Consider the following 21608-nt stretch of genomic DNA (forward strand, 5'->3'; position numbering starts at 1 on the left):
ATGCCGACGAACAGCGCACCCCCGGTCGACGTCCTCGTCGCCGACGACGAGAGCCCCGCGCTGGACGAGCTCGTGCATCTGTTGCGCACCGATCCGCGCATCGGCGAGATCCTCACGGCGTCGTCGGGTGCCGAGGCGCTGCGGCTGATGTCGGAGCGCGCGGTGCGGATCGCGTTCCTCGACATCCACATGCCGGGGCTCAGCGGCACCGAGCTCGCGCGGGCACTGCTGACTCTCGCCGTGCCGCCGGCGGTCGTGTTCGTCACGGCCGACGACGCCAAGGCGGTGGAGGCGTTCGAGCTGCGAGCCGCCGACTACCTGCTCAAGCCGGTGCGGGCCGCGCGGCTGCGTCAGGCGGTCGACCGCGTGGTCGAGGTCGGCGGCGACACCGCGGCATCCGGCGACGACGAGGTGCTGCCGGTCACGGTCGGCTCCGCGGTGCGGTTCGTGCGCCGCAGCGACGTGACCTGGGTGCAGGCGCAGGGCGACTACTCCCGGCTGCACACCGGCGACGGCGCGGGGCATCTGGTGCGCATCCCGATCTCCGAGCTCGAGACGCGGTGGACGGATGTCGGATTCCTGCGCATCCACCGCTCGTCGCTCGTGCGCATCTCCGCCGTGACCGAGGCTCGGCTCTCCGGCGCGGATGCCGCCGTCTCGATCGGTGGACTCTCGCTTCCGGTGAGTCGGAGGATGGTGCCGGCCGTGCGCGAGGCGTTGGTGCGCGGCGAGGGCGCGGGATGACCGAGAAACCGAAGCGGGTCCGCGTCACCGCCGATCTCCCCGACCGGCGCCCGGTGCCCCTGACCCGCGGCATCGCACTGCCCGGTGCCCCCGTGGACGAGGCGGATGCCGTCTACGCGCGGGCCCTGATGCGCAGCCAGCTCCGCCTCGCACTGGGGACCGTCGCCGGATTCGTGGTCGTCGTCGTCGCGCTCACCCTGGCGATCGCGCTCATCCCCGAGATCGGACGCATCCTGGTGTGGGGCCTGCCGCTGTCCTGGCTGCTGCAGGCGTACGCGTTCTACCCGATCATCGTCGTCTTCGCGGTGCTGTACGTGCGCACCGCCGGCCGCAACGAGCGCCGGTACCGGGCGCTGCGGGATCGCGAATGAACGCGGTGCTCGACCTCATCGGGGTCGCGCTCGTCATCGTCACCACGCTGCTGATCGGCGTCTACGGGCTGCGCATCTCGCGCACGACGGGAGACTTCTTCGTCGCCTCGCGCACCGTGCGACCGGTGTGGAACGCGTCGGCGATCAGCGGCGAGTATCTGTCCGCCGGCACGTTCCTCGGGCTGTCGGGCCTGGTGCTGCTCGACGGTGCCCGCGGCTTCTGGTTCCCGATCGGCTATGCCGCCGGCTACCTGCTGGTGCTCGCATTCGTCGCCGCCCCGCTCCGGCGCAGCGGCGCGTACACGATCCCCGACTTCATCGAGGCGCGGCTGGAATCGACTTCTGCACGGCGGGTGACCAGCATCGCGGTGCTCGTCATCGGCTGGCTGTACATCGTGCCGCAGCTGCACGGCGCCGGGCTCACCCTGCTCGTCGTCGCCGGTCTGCCGGAGTGGGTGGGGGCGGTGACCGTCGCGGTGCTCGTGGCGGCCGCAGTCGCGGCGGGCGGCATGCGGGCGATCACCTACGTGCAGGCGTTCCAGTACTGGCTCAAGCTCACCGCTCTCCTCGTGCCCGTGGTGTTCATCGCCTTCGCCCTGAGCGGGGGGCCGCACGACTTCGACCCGGCGCTCGTGTTCCCCGTCGAGGCCGGACCCTCCGGCTTCGATGTGTACGAGACGGCCTCCCTCCTGCTGGCACTGCTGCTGGGCACGATGGGCCTGCCGCACGTGCTGGTGCGGTTCTACACGAGCCCGACCGGGGTGTCCGCTCGTCGCACGACGGTGATCGTGATCGGCATGGTGAGCGCGTTCTATGCGGTGTCGAGCACGATGGGCCTGCTGGCCCGCATCGCCGCTCCCGACCTCGCCGTGCCGGGGGTGGCGGACACGGTGGTGCTGTTGCTGCCCTCGCGGGTCTTCCCCGGAATGCTCGGGGAGCTGCTGACCGCGCTGATCGTCGCCGGAGCGTTCGCCGCGTTCCTGGCGACCTCGGCCGGGCTCGTCGTGTCGCTCGCGGGCGTCATCAGCCAGGACGTGTTCTCCGGCTCGGTGCGGTCTTTCCGGCTGTCGGCCGTGCTCTGCGCCCTGGTGCCGCTCGTGGTCGCGCTGCTCACGGCGCCGGCAGGCCTCGGATCGAGCGTCGGCGTGGTGTTCGTGGTGGCGGCGTCGACGCTGTCGCCGGTGGTGCTGCTCGGCGTGTGGTGGCGCGGGCTCACCGCTCGAGGGGCCGTGGCCGGGATGGTGTCCGGCGGGCTGGCCGCGGGGCTTGCGCTGCTCGTGCACGCGGCGGTCGGGGGAGTAGGGGTCGCCGCGCCCTACCTCGCGCAGCCCGCCGCGTGGACCATCCCACTCGCCACGGCCGTGACTGTCGTGGTCTCGCTCCTCGACCCGCGGGGGCCGTCGCCGCGCACGGACCGCTTCCTCGCGCGGGTGCACACCCCGGAACGCGGCTGAGTCAGGGCTGAGTCAGGACCGGGGAGTGCGCAGCGTCCAGGCCGGCCACCAGCCGTCGGGGAGACGCGCGAGGAGGTCTTCGGCATCGTCCAGCTCCTCGGCCGGGAACGACGGGTCGGGTTCGCCGCCGCCCGACCGTCCGCCCCCGTCAGGGGTGCGCAGCTCGGTATGCAGCCAGCGTCGCTGCCCGACGGGGAAGACCTCCCGCAGTCCTCCGGCGGCGATCGCGAGCAGGGTCTCCTCGAGCTGGTCGGCGACACTCTCGGCGGTCTCGTCGCAGGCATCGCAGGTGCAACTGGGCGCGTATTCCCGGGTCAGGGCTCCGGACTGGATGAAGACGGATTCGGCCGTCCCGGTGAGGGTGATCTGCGCCCCTGTCGTGGGCCGCAGGCGCCAGATGTGTACCCCCGACTCGTCGGACCGTCGGTCGACATCGACGTCGTACCAGGTCCCGAGGTGGTCGACCAGGGCATCGACGACGCCCATCACCGGGGCGAACCGTTCCGGATGGGTCACCCGTGAGTAGGCGTCTTCCGGAGGCGAGCCACCAGCCCAGCGGGATCCGTAGGCGATGACACGGCCGGACTCGTCGACGAACTCCGGGATCGCGAGCGCCGGGCGCGTGAACGGCACCGGGGCGACCACGAAGTCGATGTCGACCTCTTCGCGCCGCAGGGCGTCGAACTCCTCGGCGTCGCGGTCGGCCTGCGGCCAGGACGCGAGCATCTCCCGGAACGGCTCGCGCTGCTCCGGGTGCTCGATGATCCCCCTCAGCAGGCCGGCGACCGGGACCGAGATCGTCGAGGTGCCCACCTCGGGTTCGCTCGTGAAGCGCCACCTCGCCGCCGGATGCGCCACAGCGATCGCGTTCCCCAGGAACCGTGCCGCCGCCTCCGCCGTCTCGGGAGCATCGAGGAGTTCGGGGTGCGCGGCAACGAAGTCCCACAGTGCGCCGAGGTCGGCGGCGAGGACGACGGGGTCGGTGCCGGCGTCCCGCGCGAAGGCCTCGAAGAGCTCGAAGCCTTCGACGAATCGCGGGGGCGCGACCGGCTCGGGGCTCGGCCAGATCAGCATGGCGGACATGGCGTCCGGCATCGGCGCGAGCGCGCCGGGAAAGGTGTTCGACGTCGACATCGGGCTAGAGCTTCCGGCTGCGCGGCATGAGCCGTACGTCGGGGAGCGGCGGGGCCGGGATGCGCACGTCGTGACCCTCGACCGCGCCGAAGCGGGGCGATGCCGCTCCCGTCGCGGACTCCGCCTCCCACTCCTCGCGCGCGGCGACGATCTCGTCATGCGAGCGGCCGGCGAAGTTCCACCACATCACGATGTCGTCCTCGAAGGGCTCGCCGCCGAGCACGAACAGCAGGCCGCCATCGCGGCTGGCCACCTCGACCTCGTCGCGGGAGTCGCCCAGGTAGAGCAGCCCGTTCCGGTCGAGCGGATGCTCCGCCACCACGGCATCGCCCTCGACGAGCATGAGGGCGTGCTCCCAGTCGGAGCCCAGCGGCAGTCGCACACGGGAACCCGGGGCGAGCACGATCTCCGCACCGACGATCGGAGTGTGCACCGTGGCGGGCGAGCGCACGCCCGCGTACTCGCCGAGCACGACCGTGGCCTCGGCATCCGCTCCATCGTCAGCCGGGAGTGCGACGGAGGGCAGCTCGGTGTGGCGCTCGAACCCGGCCGCGCCGTGGCGGGCGGAATCCGGCAGCACGACCCAGAACTGCAGGGCGTCGAGGGGCACCGGTCCCTCGCCGATCGAGTACTCGGAGTGGGAGATCCCGTTGCCCGCGGTCATCAGGTTCAACTGACCGCGGCGCAGGTCGGCGTCGCTGCCGAGCGAGTCGCGGTGGCGGATCTCGCCGACCAGGGGCCACGTCACCGTCTGCAGCCCGATGTGCGGATGCGGCTCGACCCGCATCTTCGTATCGGCGGGCCCGAACCGGTCGAGGAAGCACCAGGCGCCGATCGTCGGCAGGTTGCGGTGCGGCAGTGCCCTCAGCAGGTTCATGCCGCGCACCCCGCCGAGCGGCACCTCGCGCGGCTCGAGGATGAGGCGGCGCTGCCCGATCATTCCGCTCGGCCCGTCGGGTCCTCACCCGCGGATCCGGCGGGCCCGGAGGGAGACTTCGGCCAGCGGACCTCAGCGCCCGGCACCTCATGCGTCTCGAGGTACTTCGCGATGTAGGGGCAGAGGGGAACGATCGCCTCGCCGCGCTCGGCGGCATCCGCCAGCGCGGCCGCGGCGAGCTTCCCCGCCAGCCCGTGGCCCTGGAACGCGGGGTCGACCTCGGTGTGGAGGAAGCGGATGGATCCGGGGCGCAGATCGAATGCCGCGAAGCCCGCGAGCACGTCGTCGGAGCGGATCTCGTAGCGCGATGCGTCATCGTCGCGGGTCACGGTGATTTCGGTCATCGGATGCTCCTTCGAACGGGGTGCCTCCAACCTACGCCCGCGTGCGGGGGAGGGGCGGCTGTGGATGAGGCGCCGCCCGCGTCGGCGGGGGTCGTTACGCTGGAGGGATGCCGCAGACTCCCCGTGACCCGTACGCGGATCTGCCGTACGCCGACGAGCCCTACGACGACGGCTGGGAGTCGTCCGCTCCTCCGGAGCCCATGGACTGGGAGCCGCAGGGCGCGGGCTACGAGCCGCCGCTCGACTGGGGGCAGGGTCCGGTCACTCCGGTGGCTCCGGCATCGTCCGCCGGTCGTGCGCCCGCCGTGCGCCACGCCACCCCGAGCCGCTATCCGACTGCGCGCGAGGCGCTGCACACGGTCTTCGGCTACGACGCGTTCCGCGGAGACCAGGCCGACATCGTCGAGCAGGTCATCTCGGGCGGCGACGCCGTCGTCCTGATGCCGACCGGTGGTGGAAAGAGCATCACCTACCAGGTGCCCGCGCTCGTGCGCGAGGGCACGGGGCTCGTCATCAGCCCGCTCATCGCGCTCATGCACGACCAGGTCGATGCGCTGCGCGCCAACGGTGTCAACGCGGCCTACCTCAACTCGACGCAGGCGATCGACGAGCGTCGCGAGGTCGAACGGGCCTACGTCGCCGGCGAGCTCGACCTCATCTACGTTGCCCCCGAGCGCCTGTCGAACGCGCAGACCACGGCGCTCCTCCAGCGCGGAACGCTCAGCGTGATCGCGATCGACGAGGCCCACTGTGTGTCGCAGTGGGGCCACGACTTCCGCCCCGACTACCTCACCCTCGGCGACCTGGGCGAGCGGTTCCCCGGGGTGCCGCGCATGGCGCTCACGGCCACCGCGACCGCCGCGACGCACAAGGAGATCACCGAGCGGCTGCGCCTCGACACCGCGAAGCACTTCGTCGCGAGCTTCGACCGCCCGAACATCCAGTACCGGATCGTGCCCAAGGTCGACCCGCGCAAGCAGCTGGTCGCGTTCATCAAGGCGCAGACCCCGGCGAGCGACGACGGCGCGCAGCCCGCGGGCATCGTCTACGCGCTCAGCCGCAAGTCGGTCGAGCAGACGGCGACCTATCTCGCCGCACAGGGCCTCGACGCGCTGCCGTATCACGCGGGTCTTCCCGCCGAGGTGCGGGCGGCCAACCAGGCGCGCTTCCTCCGCGAAGACGGCGTGGTCATGGTCGCGACCATCGCGTTCGGCATGGGCATCGACAAGCCCGACGTGCGCTTCGTCGCGCACATCGACCTGCCGAAATCGGTCGAGGGGTACTACCAGGAGACCGGTCGTGCCGGACGCGACGGCGAGCCCGCGGTGGCGTGGATGGCATACGGCCTCGGTGACGTCGTGCAGCAGCGCCGGCTCATCGACCAGAGCCCCGGCGACCGCACCTTCAAGATGCGGATGGGGCAGCACCTCGACGCCATGCTCGCGCTGTGCGAGACGGTCGAGTGCCGCCGGCAGAATCTGCTCGGGTACTTCGGCCAGGAGTCGCAGCCCTGCGGCAACTGTGACACCTGCCTCGACGACACCGAGACGTTCGACGGCCTCGTGCCGGCACAGAAGCTGCTCTCGACGATCGTTCGGCTCAAGCGCGAGCGCAACCAGTCGTTCGGCGCCGGGCACCTCATCGACATCCTCCGCGGCGCCTCGACCGAGCGCATCCGGCAGCAGGGGCACGAAAAGCTCGCGACGTACAGCATCGGCAACGACCTCTCCGACCAGGACTGGCGCAGCGTCGTGCGGCAGCTGCTGGCCCGCGGCATCCTGGTCGCCCAGGGCGACTACGGCACCCTCGCGCCCGGTGAGCAGGCGGCGGGAGTGCTACGGGGCGAGACCGCCGTGCCGCTGCGCAAGGACACGATCGGGCGTCCGGCCTCGTCGTCGCGGGCGCGCAAGGCGAGTGCCGCCGATGCGCTGGATGCCGGTGATCGCGGCCTGTTCGAGGCGCTGCGCGCCTGGCGGGCCGAGACCGCTCGCGAGCAGGGTGTGCCCGCGTACATCGTGTTCGGCGACGCGACCCTGCGCGCGCTCGCCGAGCACCGGCCGGCATCTCTCAAGGATCTCGACGGCATCACGGGCATCGGCGCCAAGAAGCGCGAGGCCTACGGCGAGGGCGTGCTGGCGGTCATCGCCGCCGCCTGACCGCCGCGGCCCAATCGCATAGACCCATAGCGTGCGGTCGGGAGATCGGCAAGAACACCTAAGTACACTGGGTACACAAGAGTTCACAGAGGGGCAGCGATGATCGGCGTGAATCCCTTCCGCCCGACAGCCGGAGCCGAGCCTCCGCAGTTGATCGGTCGTGCCGGGATCCTCGATGAGTTCCGCTACGGGCTCCGCATCCGCTCCGGGGCGCCGGGGCTGCTGACCATCTTCACCGGCGCGCGAGGCATCGGCAAGACCGTCATGCTCGGTGAAGCCGAGGACGCGGCGCTCACTCACGGCTGGATGGTTGTCTCGGAGACCGCGACCCGTGGCTTCCTGGGTCGCATCGGCGAGGCGATGCGCGCCGCCGCAGAAGAACAGGGGCAGGGTCCGGCCGGAAGGCGGATCACCGGTATCGGCGCCGCAGGCTTCTCCATCACGACGCAGCTCCCTCCCGAACAGCAAGCAGGATGGCGACAGGTCGGCGAGAAACTTCTCCGACAGCTCGACGAGAACGGAACCGGGCTGGTCATCACCCTGGATGAGATCCACGGGGCAGACCGGGATGAACTCGCTCAGCTCGCAGCCTCGGTCCAGCATTACATCCGCGATGGTCTCCCGATCGCGCTCCTCTTCGCGGGCCTCCCCGCGGCGGTGTCCGATCTCCTCAACGAGGGGGTCGCGACCTTCCTGCGGCGGGCGGACCGGATCGATCTGCACGCTGCAGCCATCGACGAAGTCGAGAACTCATTCGCAGACATCTTCGCCGTCTGGGACACGCCACTCGATCCTGTGCTGATCAGGGCCGCGGCAGAGTCGACGGGCGGCTATCCGTTTCTGATCCAGCTGATCGGTTATCACCTGTGGCAGGTGGCCGAATCGACGGATCGACCGCTCGGCGCCGAAGACGTCGACCTGGCGCTGTCTGCCGCACACCGCAGAAATGCCCGTGTGGTCATCGAGGCTGCACTGTCCGCTGTCTCCCCGAAGGACCTCGACTTCCTCAGAGCGATGGCCGAAGACGATATCCCTGCGACCGCGGCAGACATTGGCCGTCGCCTCGGTGATAAGAAGAACACGGTCGGCAACTACCGCGCGCGGCTCATCGCTGCGGGCCTGATCCAACCAGCGGGCCACGGTCGCGTCGACTTCGCGATCCCCGGACTGCGGGAACATCTCCGCACTCGTTGAGCCTTTGTCGCGGTCGCCCTGTCGCGAGGCGACAACGGAACGCCGGGATATGCCCGCACGCGGTTGGAGGATGCTCACAGCGGAGTTCGCCCGGGTTTGTCGCAGACCTACCATGGGGACACCCCTACTTCCCTGGAGGAATGCCATGGTCGACGCTGCCGTCCGTCCTTCGACGACACCCGATGAATCGCCCGCGACCGCGCTCGCCCCGCAGGTCGATGTCGCCCGAGTCAACGAGGCCCTGATGGGCACCTGGGGCGACGTGCGCCGTCAGGCGCGCGAGATGATCAAGGACTCGGCGTTCTGGCGCAAGGACGAGCTCGGCAAGGACGAGCACCGCGAGCGTGTGCTCAGCCAGCTGCACCTGCTGGTCGAGAACAAGGCCGTGCACCGTGCGTTCCCCAAGTCGCTCGGCGGCGAGGAGAACAACGGCGCCAACATCGCCGGCTTCGAGGAGCTCGTGGTCGCCGACCCCAGCCTGCAGATCAAGTCGGGCGTGCAGTGGGGGCTCTTCGGTTCGGCCGTGCTGCAGCTCGGCACCGCGGAGCACCACGAGAAGTGGCTCCCCGGCATCATGGACCTCTCGATCCCCGGCGCCTTCGCGATGACCGAGATCGGCCACGGCTCGGATGTCGCCGCGGTCGGGACGACCGCGACCTACGACGCGGCGACCGAGGAGTTCGTCATCAACACCCCGTTCCGGGCGGCCACCAAGGAGTACCTCGGCAACGCCGCGCTGCACGGTGTCGCGGCGACCGTGTTCGCGCAGCTGATCACCAACGGCGTGAACCACGGCGTGCACTGCTTGTACGTGCCGCTGCGCGGTGAGGACGGCGTCGACCTCCCCGGCATCGGTCGCGAGGACGACGGTCTCAAGGGTGGCCTCAACGGCATCGACAACGGGCGACTCTCGTTCGACCACGTGCGCATCCCGCGCACGAACCTGCTCAACCGGTACGGCGACGTCGCGGTCGACGGCACGTACTCCAGCGCGATCGACAGCCCCGGACGTCGCTTCTTCACGATGCTCGGCACGCTCGTGCAGGGACGTGTGTCGCTCGACGGTGCGGCATCCTGGGCCTCCGCACTCGGCCTGCACATCGCGATCACCTACGCCACCCAGCGTCGCCAGTTCGACGGCGCGGACGGGCAGGAGGTCGTGCTCATGGACTACGGCAAGCACCAGCGCCGTCTGCTCCCGCGCCTGGCGACCACGTACGCGCAGATCTTCGCGCACGACGAGTTCCTGCAGAAGTTCGACGGCGTGTTCTCGGGGCGCACCGACACCCCGGCCGACCGCGAAGACCTCGAGACGCTGGCCGCAGCGCTCAAGCCGCTGTCGACCTGGCACGCTCTCGACACGCTGCAGGAGGCCCGCGAGGCCACCGGCGGGGCCGGCTTCATGTTCGAGAACCGTCTGGTGGGCCTGCGCGCCGACCTCGACATCTACGTCACATTCGAGGGCGACAACAACGTCCTGCTGCAGCTGGTGGGCAAGCGTCTGCTGACCGACTACGCCAAGCAGTTCCAGGGCAAGGATGCCGCGGCTCTCGCCAAGTTCGCCGTCGGGATGACCGCGGGCAAGCTGTTCCACGGCGCCGGGCTCCGTCAGCTCGGCCAGGCGGTCTCCGACTTCGGTCAGGTCAGCCGGTCGGTCGAGCGGGGCCTCCGCGAGGAGCAGCAGCACGATCTCCTCGCCGGACGCGTGCAGCAGATGGTGGCCGACATCGCCTCCCGCCTTCGCCCTGGGGCGAAGGACAAGGCCCTCGGCGCCCGCCTGTTCAACGAGAATCAGGCCGAGCTGATCGAAGCCGCTCGTGCGCACGGAGAGCTGCTGCAGTGGGAGGCGTTCACCGACGCCGTGCACCAGATCGACGACGCCGACACCAAGAAGGTGCTCACGTGGCTGCGCGACCTGTTCGGTCTGCAGCTCATCGAGAAGCACCTCGCCTGGCACCTGATCAACGGACGCCTGTCGACCCAGCGCGCCGCCGCCGTGTCGAGCTACATCGACCGGCTGTGCGCGCGGCTGCGCCCCCATGCCCTCGACCTGGTGAACGCGTTCGGCTACGAGCCCGAGCACGTGCGGGCGCCGATCGCGAGCGGCATCGAGAAGCAGCGCCAGGACGAGGCCCGGGCGTACTACGCCGACCTCGCCGCCACGGGCAAGGCGCCCATCCAGGAGAAGGCGCTCAAGAAGAAGCAGCGCTGATCGCTCGGCGGCGGGGCGCCGGTCAGGATGACCACTTCGTGAGGTCGATGCCGCGTTCGACGGCCAGCGCCTGAAGGTGCTCGGCGGAATCCGTCTCGACGCAGACGCACGCCTGCAGCCCCGCGGCGTCGTCGTCGCGCAGCAGGTAGTAGCTGGTCGCGTCGGTCAGCAGTTTGCCGTCGGCGTCGCGGAACAGCCAACGCACCTTCACCAGCACGAGCCGATCGGACAATTCGTTCGCGTCGAGGAGCTCGTGCCCGACGGAGGCGAGGCCGAGCTCCCGGTACAGGGGATAGGACTGCTTCAGCCCCGCGACCATCTCCTCCCGGGTGTCCAAGACGCCGGAGACCCGATCGTCGGCGATCATGCCGGGGGTCGACCACAGCTCGACGGCGGCTTCGGCGTCGAACTCCGTCAGGGATGCCGCATAGCGCGCGAGGTACTGTTCGATCCGGTCGGTGTGGATGCTCATGATGTCGAGGGTACGGACCGTTCGCATCGACCGTCAGGGGCCTTGACGGCAGCGGGTGCGTAGGGTGGATCGAACCCCAGAAGAAGGAGTCCCCGTGACCCGCGTCAACGCCTACGCCGCACCCCGCGAAGCCGCCCCGCTGGAGAAGACCGTCATCGAACGACGTGACCTCGGCCCGCTCGACGTGCTCATCGACATCGCGTTCGCCGGCATCTGCCACTCCGACATCCACACCGTGCGCGGCGACTGGGGTCCGCAGAGGTACCCGCTCGCTCCGGGGCACGAGATCACCGGGACGGTCGCTGCCGTGGGAGAGGCCGTCACCCGGCACGCGGTCGGCGACCGCGTCGGCGTCGGATGCCTGGTGAACTCGTGCGGCGAGTGCCGCAACTGCCTGCGCGGCGAGGAGCAGTACTGCACCGAGGGTGCGGTGCAGACCTACGGCAGCTCGGACCGCGACGGCACCGTCACGCAGGGAGGCTACGCCGAGCAGGTCGTGGTGACCGAGAAGTTCGTCCTGCGCATCCCGGATGCCCTGCCGCTGGATGTCGCCGCGCCCCTGCTGTGCGCCGGCATCACGACCTACTCGCCGCTGCGGCACTGGAACGTCGGTCCCGGCACCCGCGTCGCGGTCGTCGGCCTCGGTGGGCTGGGCCACATGGGCGTGCAGATCGCGCACGCACTCGGCGCCGAGGTGACCGTGCTCTCGCAGACCCTGAACAAGAAGGACGACGGCCTGCGGCTCGGCGCCGACCACTATCGCGCCACGAGTGACCGGGACACCTTCCGCGAGCTGCGCTCCTCGTTCGACGTGATCCTCAACACCGTGAGCGCCGTGATCGATGTGCGCTCGTACCTGAGCCTGCTCGACGTCGGGGGTGCGCTCGTGTGCGTCGGCGCGCCTGCCGAACCGCTGTCGGTCGGAGTCATGTCGCTGATCGGCGGCCGACGCTCGCTCGCCGGCAGCAACATCGGCGGCATCCGCGAGACGCAGGAGATGCTCGACTTCTGCGCCGAGCACGGTCTCGCCGCCGAGATCGAGGTGATCCCGGCCTCCGAGATCAACGCCGCCTACGAGCGCGTTCTCGCGTCCGACGTGCGGTACCGGTTCGTGATCGACGCGGCCACCTTCGCCTGAATGTCGGCATTATACGCCTTAATCTCGGTATAGGGGTCAGATCCGATCTCCGTTGCGTAACGTTATACGTGGCCACCGTCTCGAGGTGTGTCAACGAATCGGAGATCGGAGTTCGCATGTGCCCTGGTTTTGGTCGGCGAGAGTTCATCGGCTTCGCGGTGGTGTCGGCGGCATCTGCCGCCGTGCAGTTGAGGCTCCCGGCAACTGATCCGACAGCTCGTCGGGCTCTCGGCGGGGGCCCGCTGCAGACAGCGGTCGACGGGGCTGCGCCGGCACCCACCGTCGCAAAGCCCACCGACGATGCCACCCAGAAGCTGAACGCGGTCCGCGCGAAGTTCAAGGTGCCGACGACAGAGCTTTCGGATGTGGCCGGGACGATCTCCGCCGACGGGAAGACCCCGATCGGAGCGGTCGCGGTCATGGAGCTCGCGGCGGCTTACGCCAAGGACGCGAACACCTCGTGGAGCAAGGCGCTGCAGTTCAGCGTCGACGCGAATGCTCACAATGCGGCCGACACCGACCCGGACGCAGGCTCGGACAGTGGCAAGGCGGCCGTCCTGAATCGCGCACTCTTCGCGAACGCGTCGAACTGCCTGAAGCTGTGCGCGACGGGGATTCTGGGGAATGCGCAGTACACCAGCCCTAACACGATCAGCGGCGTAGCGGGCGGAGGGTACAGCTTCCCCGTGTACCCGTCGGATATGACATACATCGTCAACGGCACGACCAATACACCTGGCTCCGGTCAGGCCGAGGCGCTGCGAGTCCTGAGCAGCGCGCTGTCGAACCGCGCGGTCGTGTGCGACTACAGCAACTTCTGCATCGGGGCGACCAACTCGCTGGCGTCGACGTCCGGGGGGAAGACGCCGCCATCGCAGCAGTGGGCGCAGACGCTCTTCGACGCGCGCTCGACCACCGGATACCAGAACTACCTTCGCGAGGTGAACGCCGACAACTCCCTCCGAGACGCCGAGAAGTACTGGCATGCCAAAGAGTCCGAGACACTGAACCTCCTCAACGAGGGACTCTCGCTTCGTGTGGGAGCAGTGCAGGCGAGCGCGTACCTGGCCACACCCTTCGACGACATGCTCGCCGGCAAATCGCCGGAGCCTGTCGCCGCCTACGATCAGACCATCCAGCACTACATTCTCGCGAAGGCCCAGGCGACCGTCGCCGGGTCTTCGTCCTCGAGCCTGAAGAGCGTCCTCGCATCCTTCGATGCCCTCCTCACCCTGTTCACCGAGAAGCCCGAGGACGTTCCCGGACTCGAGCAGAGCGTGGCCATCAGGAACGTCTTCATGCGGCTGACCTCCTTCGAGTACCTCGGCAAGTCGAGCGGGATCTTCACAGACGATCAGATCAATGAGGCCCTCGGCGCCGGAGGCAAGCTGATCACCGACAACACGACCGTCAAGGCGAAGTTGAGCACTGCGTTGCTCGCGTTCAACAGCAGCGGGATCCTCGGCAGCATCTCGGCGGTGATCGGAGTCACGCGACTCGTGCTCGAGTCCCTGCTGCTCCACGATGCCATCGGCAAAGGCGAGGTCTCTCCGGCTCAGGCCATCGGCTTCACCGCGCGCATCGTCGCTGTGTACTCGTCGTTCGGAGCGCTCAGGAACCTGACGATGTCGTTCCTGACGGCGGCTCCGACAGCGGCGCGCACGGCGGCTCGGATCCTCAGTTGGAACACTGTCTCTCCCGAGATGTATGAGATGACGAGGGGAGCGATGTGGAGCGCGGCGAGGCCCGCTGCAGACATCCCGACCGAGGCGCAGGCGGCGTCGACGAGCTTCGCCGACGCGATGTCCGGTACCTCCGGCAAATTCGTCGATACCGCCGAGGAGACGGTGACGGTGTTCTTCACACAGGCCTCGGCGGAGGCCGGCGCCAAGGTACCTTCCGCTCAACGTGCTGTGGCCTCGCAGGCTCTCACTAGCGCAGTCGAGACCGCGAGCACGCGCATCGTGGAGCAGGCGTCCATCGAGCAGGGAGCCATCCTTGCGAAACCGTCCGCCTCCCTGGCGTCGAAGGTCTTCACCGCGTCGCTCGCGGGGGCGGGCCTCATCGCGGATCTGCTGTTCGTCAGCTCGGACATCGCTGCGATCGTCGCCGGCGGCGGCATGGTCGGGGCTTCCACCTGGCTGTGGCTCGTCTCGGACGGCATCGCCGTCGTGGCGTCAGGAATCGGAGTGGGGATCGCCATGTCCTTGTTCACGGCATCCTCGCTCAACTTCGTCGCGCTCGGACTCACGCTCGCGGCGGCGATCATCGGGCTCATCGCCGGCGCGATCAGTCTCCCGAACGTCGCGAAGCAGACCAGGGATGAGATGACAGCGACGTTCCAGCGCCTCGAGAACGACGGCTATCTGCGGGAGTGGGGCCGCAAGATCGCCTTCATGGCGGTGTACTTCGACGCCCTCAGCCAGGAGGAGCCCGTGCGCTTCGTAGATCCGTCGAAATCGCTCTTCGATGTGCAGGGGAAGGCGTTCGAGATCTTCGCGACGTCCACAGGGGCGACGGACTGGGACAAGTTCAAAGAGTGCCGGAGCAGCCTCGTGGGGGTGGCATAGCCCTCGGCGCATGTCATGTCCGCCGCCGCGGATAGCCTGGGCGGATGACCTCTCTTCTCACGGGCCCGGACGCCCGCGACCGCTGCGCCTGGGTGGGCGACGACGTCGAGTACCGCCGCTACCACGACGAGGAATGGGGTGTGCCCCTGCACGGCGACCGTGCCCTGTTCGAGAAGATGGCGCTCGAGGGCTTCCAGGCCGGACTCTCGTGGATCACGATCCTGCGCAAGCGCCCGCGGTTCCGCGAGGTGTTCGCCGGTTTCGAGCCCGAGGCGGTGTCGGCGTTCGACGAGGCCGATGTCGAGCGGCTCATGGCGGATGCCGGCATCATCCGCAACCGCGCCAAGATCCTGGCCACCATCGGCAACGCCCGCCTGGTGCGCACGATGGCGGAGGGCGAGCTCGACGAGCTGATGTGGTCGTTCGCACCGCCGGCATCCGGCACGCGCCCGGCGTCGTTCGCCGAGGTTCCGGCGGTCACGCCGGAGTCGACGGCGATGAGTAAAGAGCTGCGTCGACGCGGGTTCCGCTTCGTCGGGCCGACCACCATGTATGCCCTCATGCAGTCGGCCGGGATGGTCGACGATCACATGGCAGGATGCTGGCGCGCGTAACGGAGGGTGATGGGGATATCTGCCCATCGAGTGATATTCCGCGACGCGGTTAGGATGTACGAGTGCTCAGCGGCCAGTCGGGCCTGCGCATGAGTAATCGGAGAGTGTGACCCTGGGGGGGAACCGGGCATGAAGGCCTTGTCATGGATGCGCGCGCGACCCAAGACGCTGGCGTCCGCCGCCGGCGTCACCGTCGGCGTCATCGCCATCACGACCATGGCCTTCACCTATGAGGGCTTCCCGACCACCAAGGTCGACCTGAACGACGGCGGCGTCTGGATCACCAAGACCTCGAGCCTGCTCGTCGGCCACTTCAACCACGAGTCCACGATCCTCGACGGCGGTCTGCGCACCACCAGCGAGAACTACGACATCCTCCAGGCCGCCGCCAACGTGCTCGTCGTCGACCAGAGCGCGTCCACCGTGACCGCGATCGATCCGGCCCGGGTCTCGCTCGGCGACTCCACGATCATCCCCTCGTCGGCCAAGGTCGCCATGGGGGCGAACACCGCGGCCATCCTCGATGAGAAGTCCGGTGACCTGTGGGTCGTGCCGGTCAAGGGCATAGCCTCCTTCGAGATCGAGGCGGCGGAGCCCATCGCCGAGCTCGGCGAGAACTCCGACGTCACGGTCGCCGACGACGGCACCGTCTTCGCCCTCTCCGGAGAACGTGGCGAGGTCGTCACGGTCCCGGTCGACAACGAAGGTGCGCCGGGCGAGACATCGGCCGCGTCGGTCGGCGAACTTGACCTGTCGGTGCGCCCCACCATCACCGCCGTCGGACGCACCCCTGTCGTGTTCGACGAGGCGGCCGGAGTCGTCACGACGCCCGGAGGCCTCCGCACCGAGGTCGCGGGCGCGGCGGATGCCGTGCTGCAGCAGGCGTCGGCCGAGACCGACGCCGTCGCCATCGCCACCCCGACCGCGCTCGTACGCGTGCCGCTCGACGGCGGCGAGCCGGAGCAGACCTCTGTGGGCAGTGAGGGCACGGCTGCGGCACCGGTCTGGCTCCGCGGCTGCACCTATGGGGCCTGGGCGGGGTCGGCGACCTTCATCCGCGAGTGCCCCGGCGACAGCAACGACGTGAACGCCCCGATCGACGGCGCCGAGGAATCCGCCAGCCTGACGTTCCGCGTCAACCGCGACGTGATCATCCTCAACGACGCCGTCGGCGGCGCCGCCTGGATGGCCAACGAGAGCCTGCAGCGCGTCGACAACTGGAACGACCTGACGCCGCCCGAGGGCGAGACGGAGAACCAGGAGGACTCGACCGAGGAGACGGTCGAGACCACGCTCCCGGAGCGCAGCGAGGAGAACACGCCTCCCATCGCCGAAGACGACTCGTACGGGGTGCGCCCCGGCGCCACGACGCTGCTGCCCGTGCTCGACAACGACAACGACCCCGACGGTGACGTGCTCGTCGCGGCGCTCGCCGAGGCGCAGCCGTCCATCGGCACCGTGCAGCCCATCAACAACGGCGGCTCGCTGCAGATCACCGTCGGCGAGAAGGCCTCCGGCACCGCCAGCTTCACCTACGAGGTCGACGACGGTCGCAAGGGCAAGGACACCGCGGTCGTGACCCTCGCGGTGCACGACTGGAGTGAGAACGCCGGCCCCACCTCGAAGCGGAAGACCTCGCTCGCGGTCGAGACCGGCGGCACGATCTCGTACAACATCCTCCCGGACTGGATCGACCCCGACGGCGACGACATCTACCTGAAGGAGGTGCTCGCCGCCCCCGGCGACGAGGTCGACTTCAGCAAGGACGGTCAGATCACCTACAAGGCGACCGCGAGCCTGCAGGGGCGTAAAGACGTGCAGGTCACCGTCGCCGACGCCTTCGGCAAGCTCGGCACCGCGACCATCGCGCTCGACGTGCGCCCGCAGGGCTCGACGAACCCCAAGACCAACGCCGACCACGTGATCACGCGGGCCGGCGAGCAGGTCACCGTCGCCCCGACCGCGAACGACACGAGCACCTCCCGCGAGCAGCTGCGTCTGAGCCGGGTGCTCGACACGGCCGGGGCGACGATCGTCCCGAACACGGCGAACAAGACCTTCTCGTTCATGGCCGAGAAGCCCGGCGTCTACTACGTGCAGTACCAGGTCACCACAGGCCCGAAGAACGGCGAGGGTATCGTCCGCGTCGACGTGATGCCCGAGTCGGAGACCGACCTCCCGCCCGTGGCCGTCCGCGACGTCGCACTTCTCCCCACCGGCGGCGACGTGCTGCTGGGTGTGCTCAACAACGACACCGACCCCGCCGGCGGCATCCTCGTCGTGCAGTCCGTGTCGCTGGAGCCGAGCAGCGGCATCTCGGTCTCGGTCCTCAACCACGAGACGCTGCGGATCACGGATCAGGGCGCCCTCGAAGAGCAGGTGCGCGTCAAGTACCGCATCTCCAACGGCTCCAAGTCGGCCGAGGGCGAGGTCGTCGTCATCCCGATCCCGGCTCCGGACGAGCTCCTGCAGCCGATCGCCAACCCCGACACGGCCACCGTGCGCGTCGGCGATGTCGTGACGATCCCGGTGCTCGACAACGACACCCACCCCAGCGACGACGTCATGCACGTCGAGCCCGAGCTCATCGAGCCGTTCGTCGACCCCGAAGACGGCGAGGCCTTCGTCTCGCAGGACACCGTGCGTTTCAAGGCGGGCCCCGAGGCGAAGACCGTGTACCTCACGTACGAGGTTTCCGACTCGCGCCAGCAGAAGGCCGCCGGCTACGTCACCATCCAGATCCTCCCCATCGACGAGGAGAACAACGCAGCTCCCCGTCCTCAGGATCTCGTCGCCCGCGCCCTCGCCGGGACCGAGGTGAACATCGCGGTGCCCCTCGACGGCATCGACACCGACGGCGACTCCGTGGAACTCGTGGGCATCGAGTCGAGCCCCGCCAAGGGACGCATCACGAACGGCCCGAACTACTTCACGTACGAGGCGTCCGACGGGGCGTCCGGTGTCGACGTGTTCAAGTACCGCGTGCGCGATCGGCTCGGAGCAGAGGGCATCGCGACCATCCGCGTCGGCATCGCCCCCACCGAGCAGATCAATCAGCCTCCGTACGCGGTGAAGGACGCGGTGGTCGTGCGACCGGGCCGCGAGATCGCCGTGCCGGTGCTCGCGAACGACTCGGACCCCGAGGGTGACAAGGTGTCGCTCCTCAAGGACGGCCTCGAGCTTCCCGACGGGCTGGAGGCGCGCGTCTCCGGTGACCGGGTGCTCGTGCAGGCGCCGAACGGCCCGACCGAGACCTCGCTGCAGTACACCGCGGTCGACGCGCGTGGTGCCGAAGCCACGGCGACCCTGCAGATCACGGTCGACGAGGATGTTCCGCTGCAGGCGCCGGTCGCCCGCGACGACCGGCTGCAGCCGGTGGACCTGAAGGACGGCGGCCTGAGCGCCGACCTCGACATCCTCGCCAACGACGAGGACCCCGACGGCACCACCGACAGCCTCACTGTCGAGGTCGGTGAAGGGGGAACGCAGCTCGAGAACGGCAAGGTGCGCGTCACCGTCACCGACGAGCTGCAGCTGATCCGCTACACGCTCGTCGACCGCGATGACCAGCGGGCTTCGGCATTCATCTTCGTGCCCTCGCGCGCCGACCTGCGCCCGACGCTCACCTCGACGAAGCCGCTCGAGGTCGTCAGCGGCGAGACCGAAGAGGTTCCGCTGTCGAAGTACGTCACCGTCGCCGGCGGTGGTGACGTGGTGATCACCGAGAAGGCGAAGATCAGCGCGAACCACGCCGACGGCTCCGACCTGCTCAAGGACGCGAATACCCTCGTCTACACCTCGGCCAAGGGCTTCTTCGGACCGGATTCCCTCACCTTCGAGGTGACCGATGGCGATGGGCCGGACGACCCCGAGGGACGCAAGGCCACGCTCAGCATCCCGATCAACGTGCTGCCGCCCGAGAACCAGCAGCCCACCTTCATCCAGGGGCAGGTCAACGTCGCCCCCGGCGAGCCGGCGACCTCGCTCGACCTGGTCGCCCTCACCGACGACCCCGACCCCGAAGACGAGGGCAAGCACGACTACGCCCTCGTCGGCGGCGAAGAGAAGGGCATCTCCGCCCGCATCGACGGTGACGACAAGCTCGTCGTCGAGGCCGCATCGAATGCCAAGAAGGGCACCACGGTCACGCTCAAGATCCGCGTCTCCGACGGCACGACCGAACCGGTCGAGGGCTCGGTCGCGGTCTTGGTCACGGCGTCGACGAGGCCGATGCCGGCGGCGAACACCGATACGGTCGCCGAGGCGGATGCGGGCAAGACGATCACCGTGCCCGCCCTCGCGAACGACTACAACCCGTTCCCCGAGACACCGCTGAAGATCGTGACCGCGGTCGCGGAGTCGGGTTCCGGCGAGGTCACCTTCACCGACAGCGAGGTCACCGTCACCCCGAACGAGTCGTTCGTGGGAACGCTCGTCGTCCGCTACCGCATCCAGGATGCGACCGAGGATGCCGACCGCGAGGTCAACGGCCAGATCGTGGTCACCGTGCAGGATGTGCCGGATGCGCCAGGAGTCCCGGTGATCGCGAGCGTGCAGGACCGCACGGTCGTGGTGTCGTTCTCGGCACCATCGAACAACGGCGCCGAGATCACGAAGTACACCGTGAAGTCGGTCGGCGGCAGCGCGTACACCAAGGAGTGCCAGTCCACCACCTGCACGCTCGACGGTCTCACCAACAACGTCGAGTACACGTTCCAGGTGACCGCGACCAACCGCGTCGGCGAGTCCGATCCGTCCGCCCTGTCGGCGCCCGCACGCCCCGACGCACGTCCGGACACCCCCAACCCGCCGACCCTGAAGTTCGGCGACAAGTCGCTCCAGGTGTCGTGGGTCACCCCCACCACGCCGGGCTCGCCCGTCGATCGGTACACGCTCGAGATCTCGCCCGCGCCGCCTTCCGGCGTGACGCAGAAGGAGGTCACGGGCAACTCGATCACGTGGGAGGGGCTGGAGAACGGCTCGGACTACCAGGTGAAGGTGCAGGCACACAACAAGGCGCCCGACCCCTCCAGCTGGAGCGGCTGGTCGGCGTCCGAGATTCCGGCCGGACCTCCGCTGGCTCCGGCTGCCCCGACGACGGTCGAGCTCTCGCCCGTCGGCAACCAGGCGCAGATGCAGGTGAACTGGACCCCGCCGGACAAGAACGGCGACGCGATCCGCGGCTACAAGCTCGAAGTGCTGCGCGGCGGCCAGGTCGTGCGCACCATCACCCCCGGCCCCGAGGCGAGGAGCCAGGCGGTCGTCGTCGACACCTCGGAGACGGCGTACACCTACCGCATCCAGGCCTACAACAAGGCCGGCTGGGGCGATATGAGCGCCCCGTCCGCACCGCGCCGCGGCGTTATCGCACCGGGCGCGCCGACGAGTCTGAAGGTCACCAAGGAAGCCGATCGGGCACTGGTCATCGACTACCGTCCGGGGTCGAGCGGTGGCGCGTCTCCTGGCGAGATCACCTACCAGTACCGGCTGAACGGCGGCGACTGGAACACGATGCCGGGCAACAAGACCATCGGCGGACTCACGAACGGTCGCGACTACACCGTCGAGGTGCGGGGCGTCACGCGCCTCGCCACAACGGACTTCGACGGGTCGACCTATGCCGGTGCCGTCTCGAACTCGGCGAGGGGCAACCCCCACGGGAAGCCATCCGCACCAGCGGTGAGCGCGGAGTCCCTCGCGAGCCAGGTACGCCTGAACTGGAACGCGAACGGCTCGGCCAACGGCCGCGCCATCGACACGGTGCAGATCAGCATCGACGGAGGCGGATGGCAGGGCGTCGCGGCGTCGGGCCACGTCGATGTGGGCACCTACAGCGAGTACCACTCCATCAAGGCGCGGGCGAGGGACATCACGGGCGCCTGGTCGGATGAAAGCGGGACCGCCGGCAACACGGCGCAGGCGCAACCGCAGCCGCGCTGGTGGGCCTCGCAGGGGGTCGACTCCCGAAACTGCAGTCCCGACACGTGCTACTACCTGAACCTGAACACGGCGAACGTGCCCGCGGGCACGTACATGATCCGCTGCCTCGACAACGGCCAGCCGTACCGCTCGTCGTCCGGACAGGTCTCGACCTACAACCGCTACAACGTGCCTGCCAACGGCACGATCCAGCTCTCGTGCTGGCACGGCGGCATGGGCAGGACGCTGCAGGCCGACATCCAGGGCATCGGCGCATCCGAAGGCACCAGCTGGCCATAGGCCATCGCTCCCGCCACACGAATTCCCCTACGACAAGGAACCCCACACT

At 69.1% G+C, this 21608-nt stretch carries 14 protein-coding genes; 10 read left to right on the plus strand and 4 right to left on the minus strand.

Features of this window, described 5'->3' with window-relative positions:
* From CQ034_RS17340 to CQ034_RS17350, 3 genes are read left to right on the plus strand one after another with little or no spacing between them, the layout of a single operon-like run.
* Entirely contained in the window at positions 1–744 is a 744-nt protein-coding gene (locus tag CQ034_RS17340; RefSeq protein WP_105712086.1) for a LytTR family DNA-binding domain-containing protein, read from the plus strand.
* On the plus strand, positions 741–1115 hold the full coding sequence (locus tag CQ034_RS17345; RefSeq protein WP_029261300.1) for a hypothetical protein: 375 nt from the start codon (positions 741–743) through the stop codon (positions 1113–1115). Before CQ034_RS17340 ends, CQ034_RS17345 begins: the two co-directional genes overlap by 4 nt.
* Positions 1112–2569, plus strand: a complete 1458-nt coding sequence (locus CQ034_RS17350; protein ID WP_105712050.1) for a cation acetate symporter — start codon at positions 1112–1114, stop codon at positions 2567–2569. The genes CQ034_RS17345 and CQ034_RS17350 overlap by 4 nt, the downstream gene beginning before the upstream one ends.
* Before the next feature lie 12 nt (positions 2570–2581).
* Here CQ034_RS17350 and CQ034_RS17355 read toward each other — a convergent pair whose 3' ends face one another.
* From CQ034_RS17355 to CQ034_RS17365, 3 genes are read right to left on the minus strand one after another with little or no spacing between them, the layout of a single operon-like run.
* Positions 2582–3703 (minus strand): DUF6226 family protein, encoded by a 1122-nt coding sequence (locus CQ034_RS17355; protein WP_105712051.1) that lies wholly within the window; start codon positions 3701–3703, stop codon positions 2582–2584.
* Positions 3704–3707: 4 nt separating this feature from the next.
* Positions 3708–4643: a pirin family protein gene (locus tag CQ034_RS17360; RefSeq protein WP_105712052.1), complete on the minus strand. Its 936-nt coding sequence runs from the start codon at positions 4641–4643 to the stop codon at positions 3708–3710.
* Complete coding sequence (locus tag CQ034_RS17365) at positions 4640–4984, minus strand: GNAT family N-acetyltransferase (protein ID WP_105712053.1); 345 nt, start codon at positions 4982–4984, stop codon at positions 4640–4642. The genes CQ034_RS17360 and CQ034_RS17365 overlap by 4 nt, the downstream gene beginning before the upstream one ends.
* Before the next feature lie 107 nt (positions 4985–5091).
* On the opposite strand from CQ034_RS17365, the gene recQ reads away from it, so the two are divergent.
* From recQ to CQ034_RS17380, 3 genes are all read left to right on the plus strand, one after another.
* On the plus strand, positions 5092–7140 hold the full coding sequence (gene recQ, locus CQ034_RS17370) for a DNA helicase RecQ (RefSeq protein ID WP_105712054.1): 2049 nt from the start codon (positions 5092–5094) through the stop codon (positions 7138–7140).
* A 99-nt stretch (positions 7141–7239) separates the two neighbouring features.
* Positions 7240–8334 carry an ATP-binding protein gene (locus CQ034_RS17375; protein WP_029261306.1) on the plus strand — a complete coding sequence of 365 codons (1095 nt, stop codon included), beginning with the start codon at positions 7240–7242 and terminating at the stop codon, positions 8332–8334.
* A gap of 145 nt (positions 8335–8479) precedes the next feature.
* Complete coding sequence (locus CQ034_RS17380) at positions 8480–10546, plus strand: acyl-CoA dehydrogenase (protein ID WP_105712055.1); 2067 nt, start codon at positions 8480–8482, stop codon at positions 10544–10546.
* 22 nt (positions 10547–10568) lie between these two features.
* Here CQ034_RS17380 and CQ034_RS17385 read toward each other — a convergent pair whose 3' ends face one another.
* Positions 10569–11018 carry a hypothetical protein gene (locus CQ034_RS17385; protein ID WP_105712087.1) on the minus strand — a complete coding sequence of 150 codons (450 nt, stop codon included), beginning with the start codon at positions 11016–11018 and terminating at the stop codon, positions 10569–10571.
* A 94-nt stretch (positions 11019–11112) separates the two neighbouring features.
* On the opposite strand from CQ034_RS17385, the gene CQ034_RS17390 reads away from it, so the two are divergent.
* The 4 genes from CQ034_RS17390 to CQ034_RS17405 all read left to right on the plus strand — a co-directional run bounded on the left by CQ034_RS17390 (position 11113) and on the right by CQ034_RS17405 (position 21559).
* Complete coding sequence (locus CQ034_RS17390; protein ID WP_105712056.1) at positions 11113–12156, plus strand: NAD(P)-dependent alcohol dehydrogenase; 1044 nt, start codon at positions 11113–11115, stop codon at positions 12154–12156.
* Between the two features lie 116 nt (positions 12157–12272).
* Complete coding sequence (locus CQ034_RS17395; protein ID WP_146114873.1) at positions 12273–14726, plus strand: hypothetical protein; 2454 nt, start codon at positions 12273–12275, stop codon at positions 14724–14726.
* A gap of 44 nt (positions 14727–14770) precedes the next feature.
* The gene (locus tag CQ034_RS17400; RefSeq protein ID WP_105712058.1) at positions 14771–15340 is read left to right on the plus strand and encodes a DNA-3-methyladenine glycosylase I; all 570 of its coding nucleotides are present in this window, start codon (positions 14771–14773) and stop codon (positions 15338–15340) included.
* Positions 15341–15469: 129 nt separating this feature from the next.
* Positions 15470–21559: an Ig-like domain-containing protein gene (locus CQ034_RS17405; protein WP_105712059.1), complete on the plus strand. Its 6090-nt coding sequence runs from the start codon at positions 15470–15472 to the stop codon at positions 21557–21559.
* Positions 21560–21608 lie beyond the last annotated feature (49 nt).

This window comes from Microbacterium sp. MYb45 (assembly GCF_002979655.1).
Taxonomy (GTDB): Bacteria; Actinomycetota; Actinomycetes; order Actinomycetales; family Microbacteriaceae; genus Microbacterium.

What these genes read in the sequence shown, in the direction of transcription:
- CQ034_RS17385 (WP_105712087.1), bottom strand. Translation starts at nt 11,018, where the DNA reads ATGAGCATCCACACCGACCGGATCGAACAGTACCTCGCGCGCTATGCG.
- CQ034_RS17405 (WP_105712059.1), top strand. Translation starts at nt 15,470, where the DNA reads ATGAAGGCCTTGTCATGGATGCGCGCGCGACCCAAGACGCTGGCGTCC.
- CQ034_RS17375 (WP_029261306.1), top strand. Translation starts at nt 7,240, where the DNA reads ATGATCGGCGTGAATCCCTTCCGCCCGACAGCCGGAGCCGAGCCTCCG.
- CQ034_RS17350 (WP_105712050.1), top strand. Translation starts at nt 1,112, where the DNA reads ATGAACGCGGTGCTCGACCTCATCGGGGTCGCGCTCGTCATCGTCACC.
- recQ (WP_105712054.1), top strand. Translation starts at nt 5,092, where the DNA reads ATGCCGCAGACTCCCCGTGACCCGTACGCGGATCTGCCGTACGCCGAC.
- CQ034_RS17380 (WP_105712055.1), top strand. Translation starts at nt 8,480, where the DNA reads ATGGTCGACGCTGCCGTCCGTCCTTCGACGACACCCGATGAATCGCCC.
- CQ034_RS17340 (WP_105712086.1), top strand. Translation starts at nt 1, where the DNA reads ATGCCGACGAACAGCGCACCCCCGGTCGACGTCCTCGTCGCCGACGAC.
- CQ034_RS17345 (WP_029261300.1), top strand. Translation starts at nt 741, where the DNA reads ATGACCGAGAAACCGAAGCGGGTCCGCGTCACCGCCGATCTCCCCGAC.
- CQ034_RS17365 (WP_105712053.1), bottom strand. Translation starts at nt 4,984, where the DNA reads ATGACCGAAATCACCGTGACCCGCGACGATGACGCATCGCGCTACGAG.
- CQ034_RS17395 (WP_146114873.1), top strand. Translation starts at nt 12,273, where the DNA reads ATGTGCCCTGGTTTTGGTCGGCGAGAGTTCATCGGCTTCGCGGTGGTG.
- CQ034_RS17355 (WP_105712051.1), bottom strand. Translation starts at nt 3,703, where the DNA reads ATGTCGACGTCGAACACCTTTCCCGGCGCGCTCGCGCCGATGCCGGAC.
- CQ034_RS17360 (WP_105712052.1), bottom strand. Translation starts at nt 4,643, where the DNA reads ATGATCGGGCAGCGCCGCCTCATCCTCGAGCCGCGCGAGGTGCCGCTC.
- CQ034_RS17400 (WP_105712058.1), top strand. Translation starts at nt 14,771, where the DNA reads ATGACCTCTCTTCTCACGGGCCCGGACGCCCGCGACCGCTGCGCCTGG.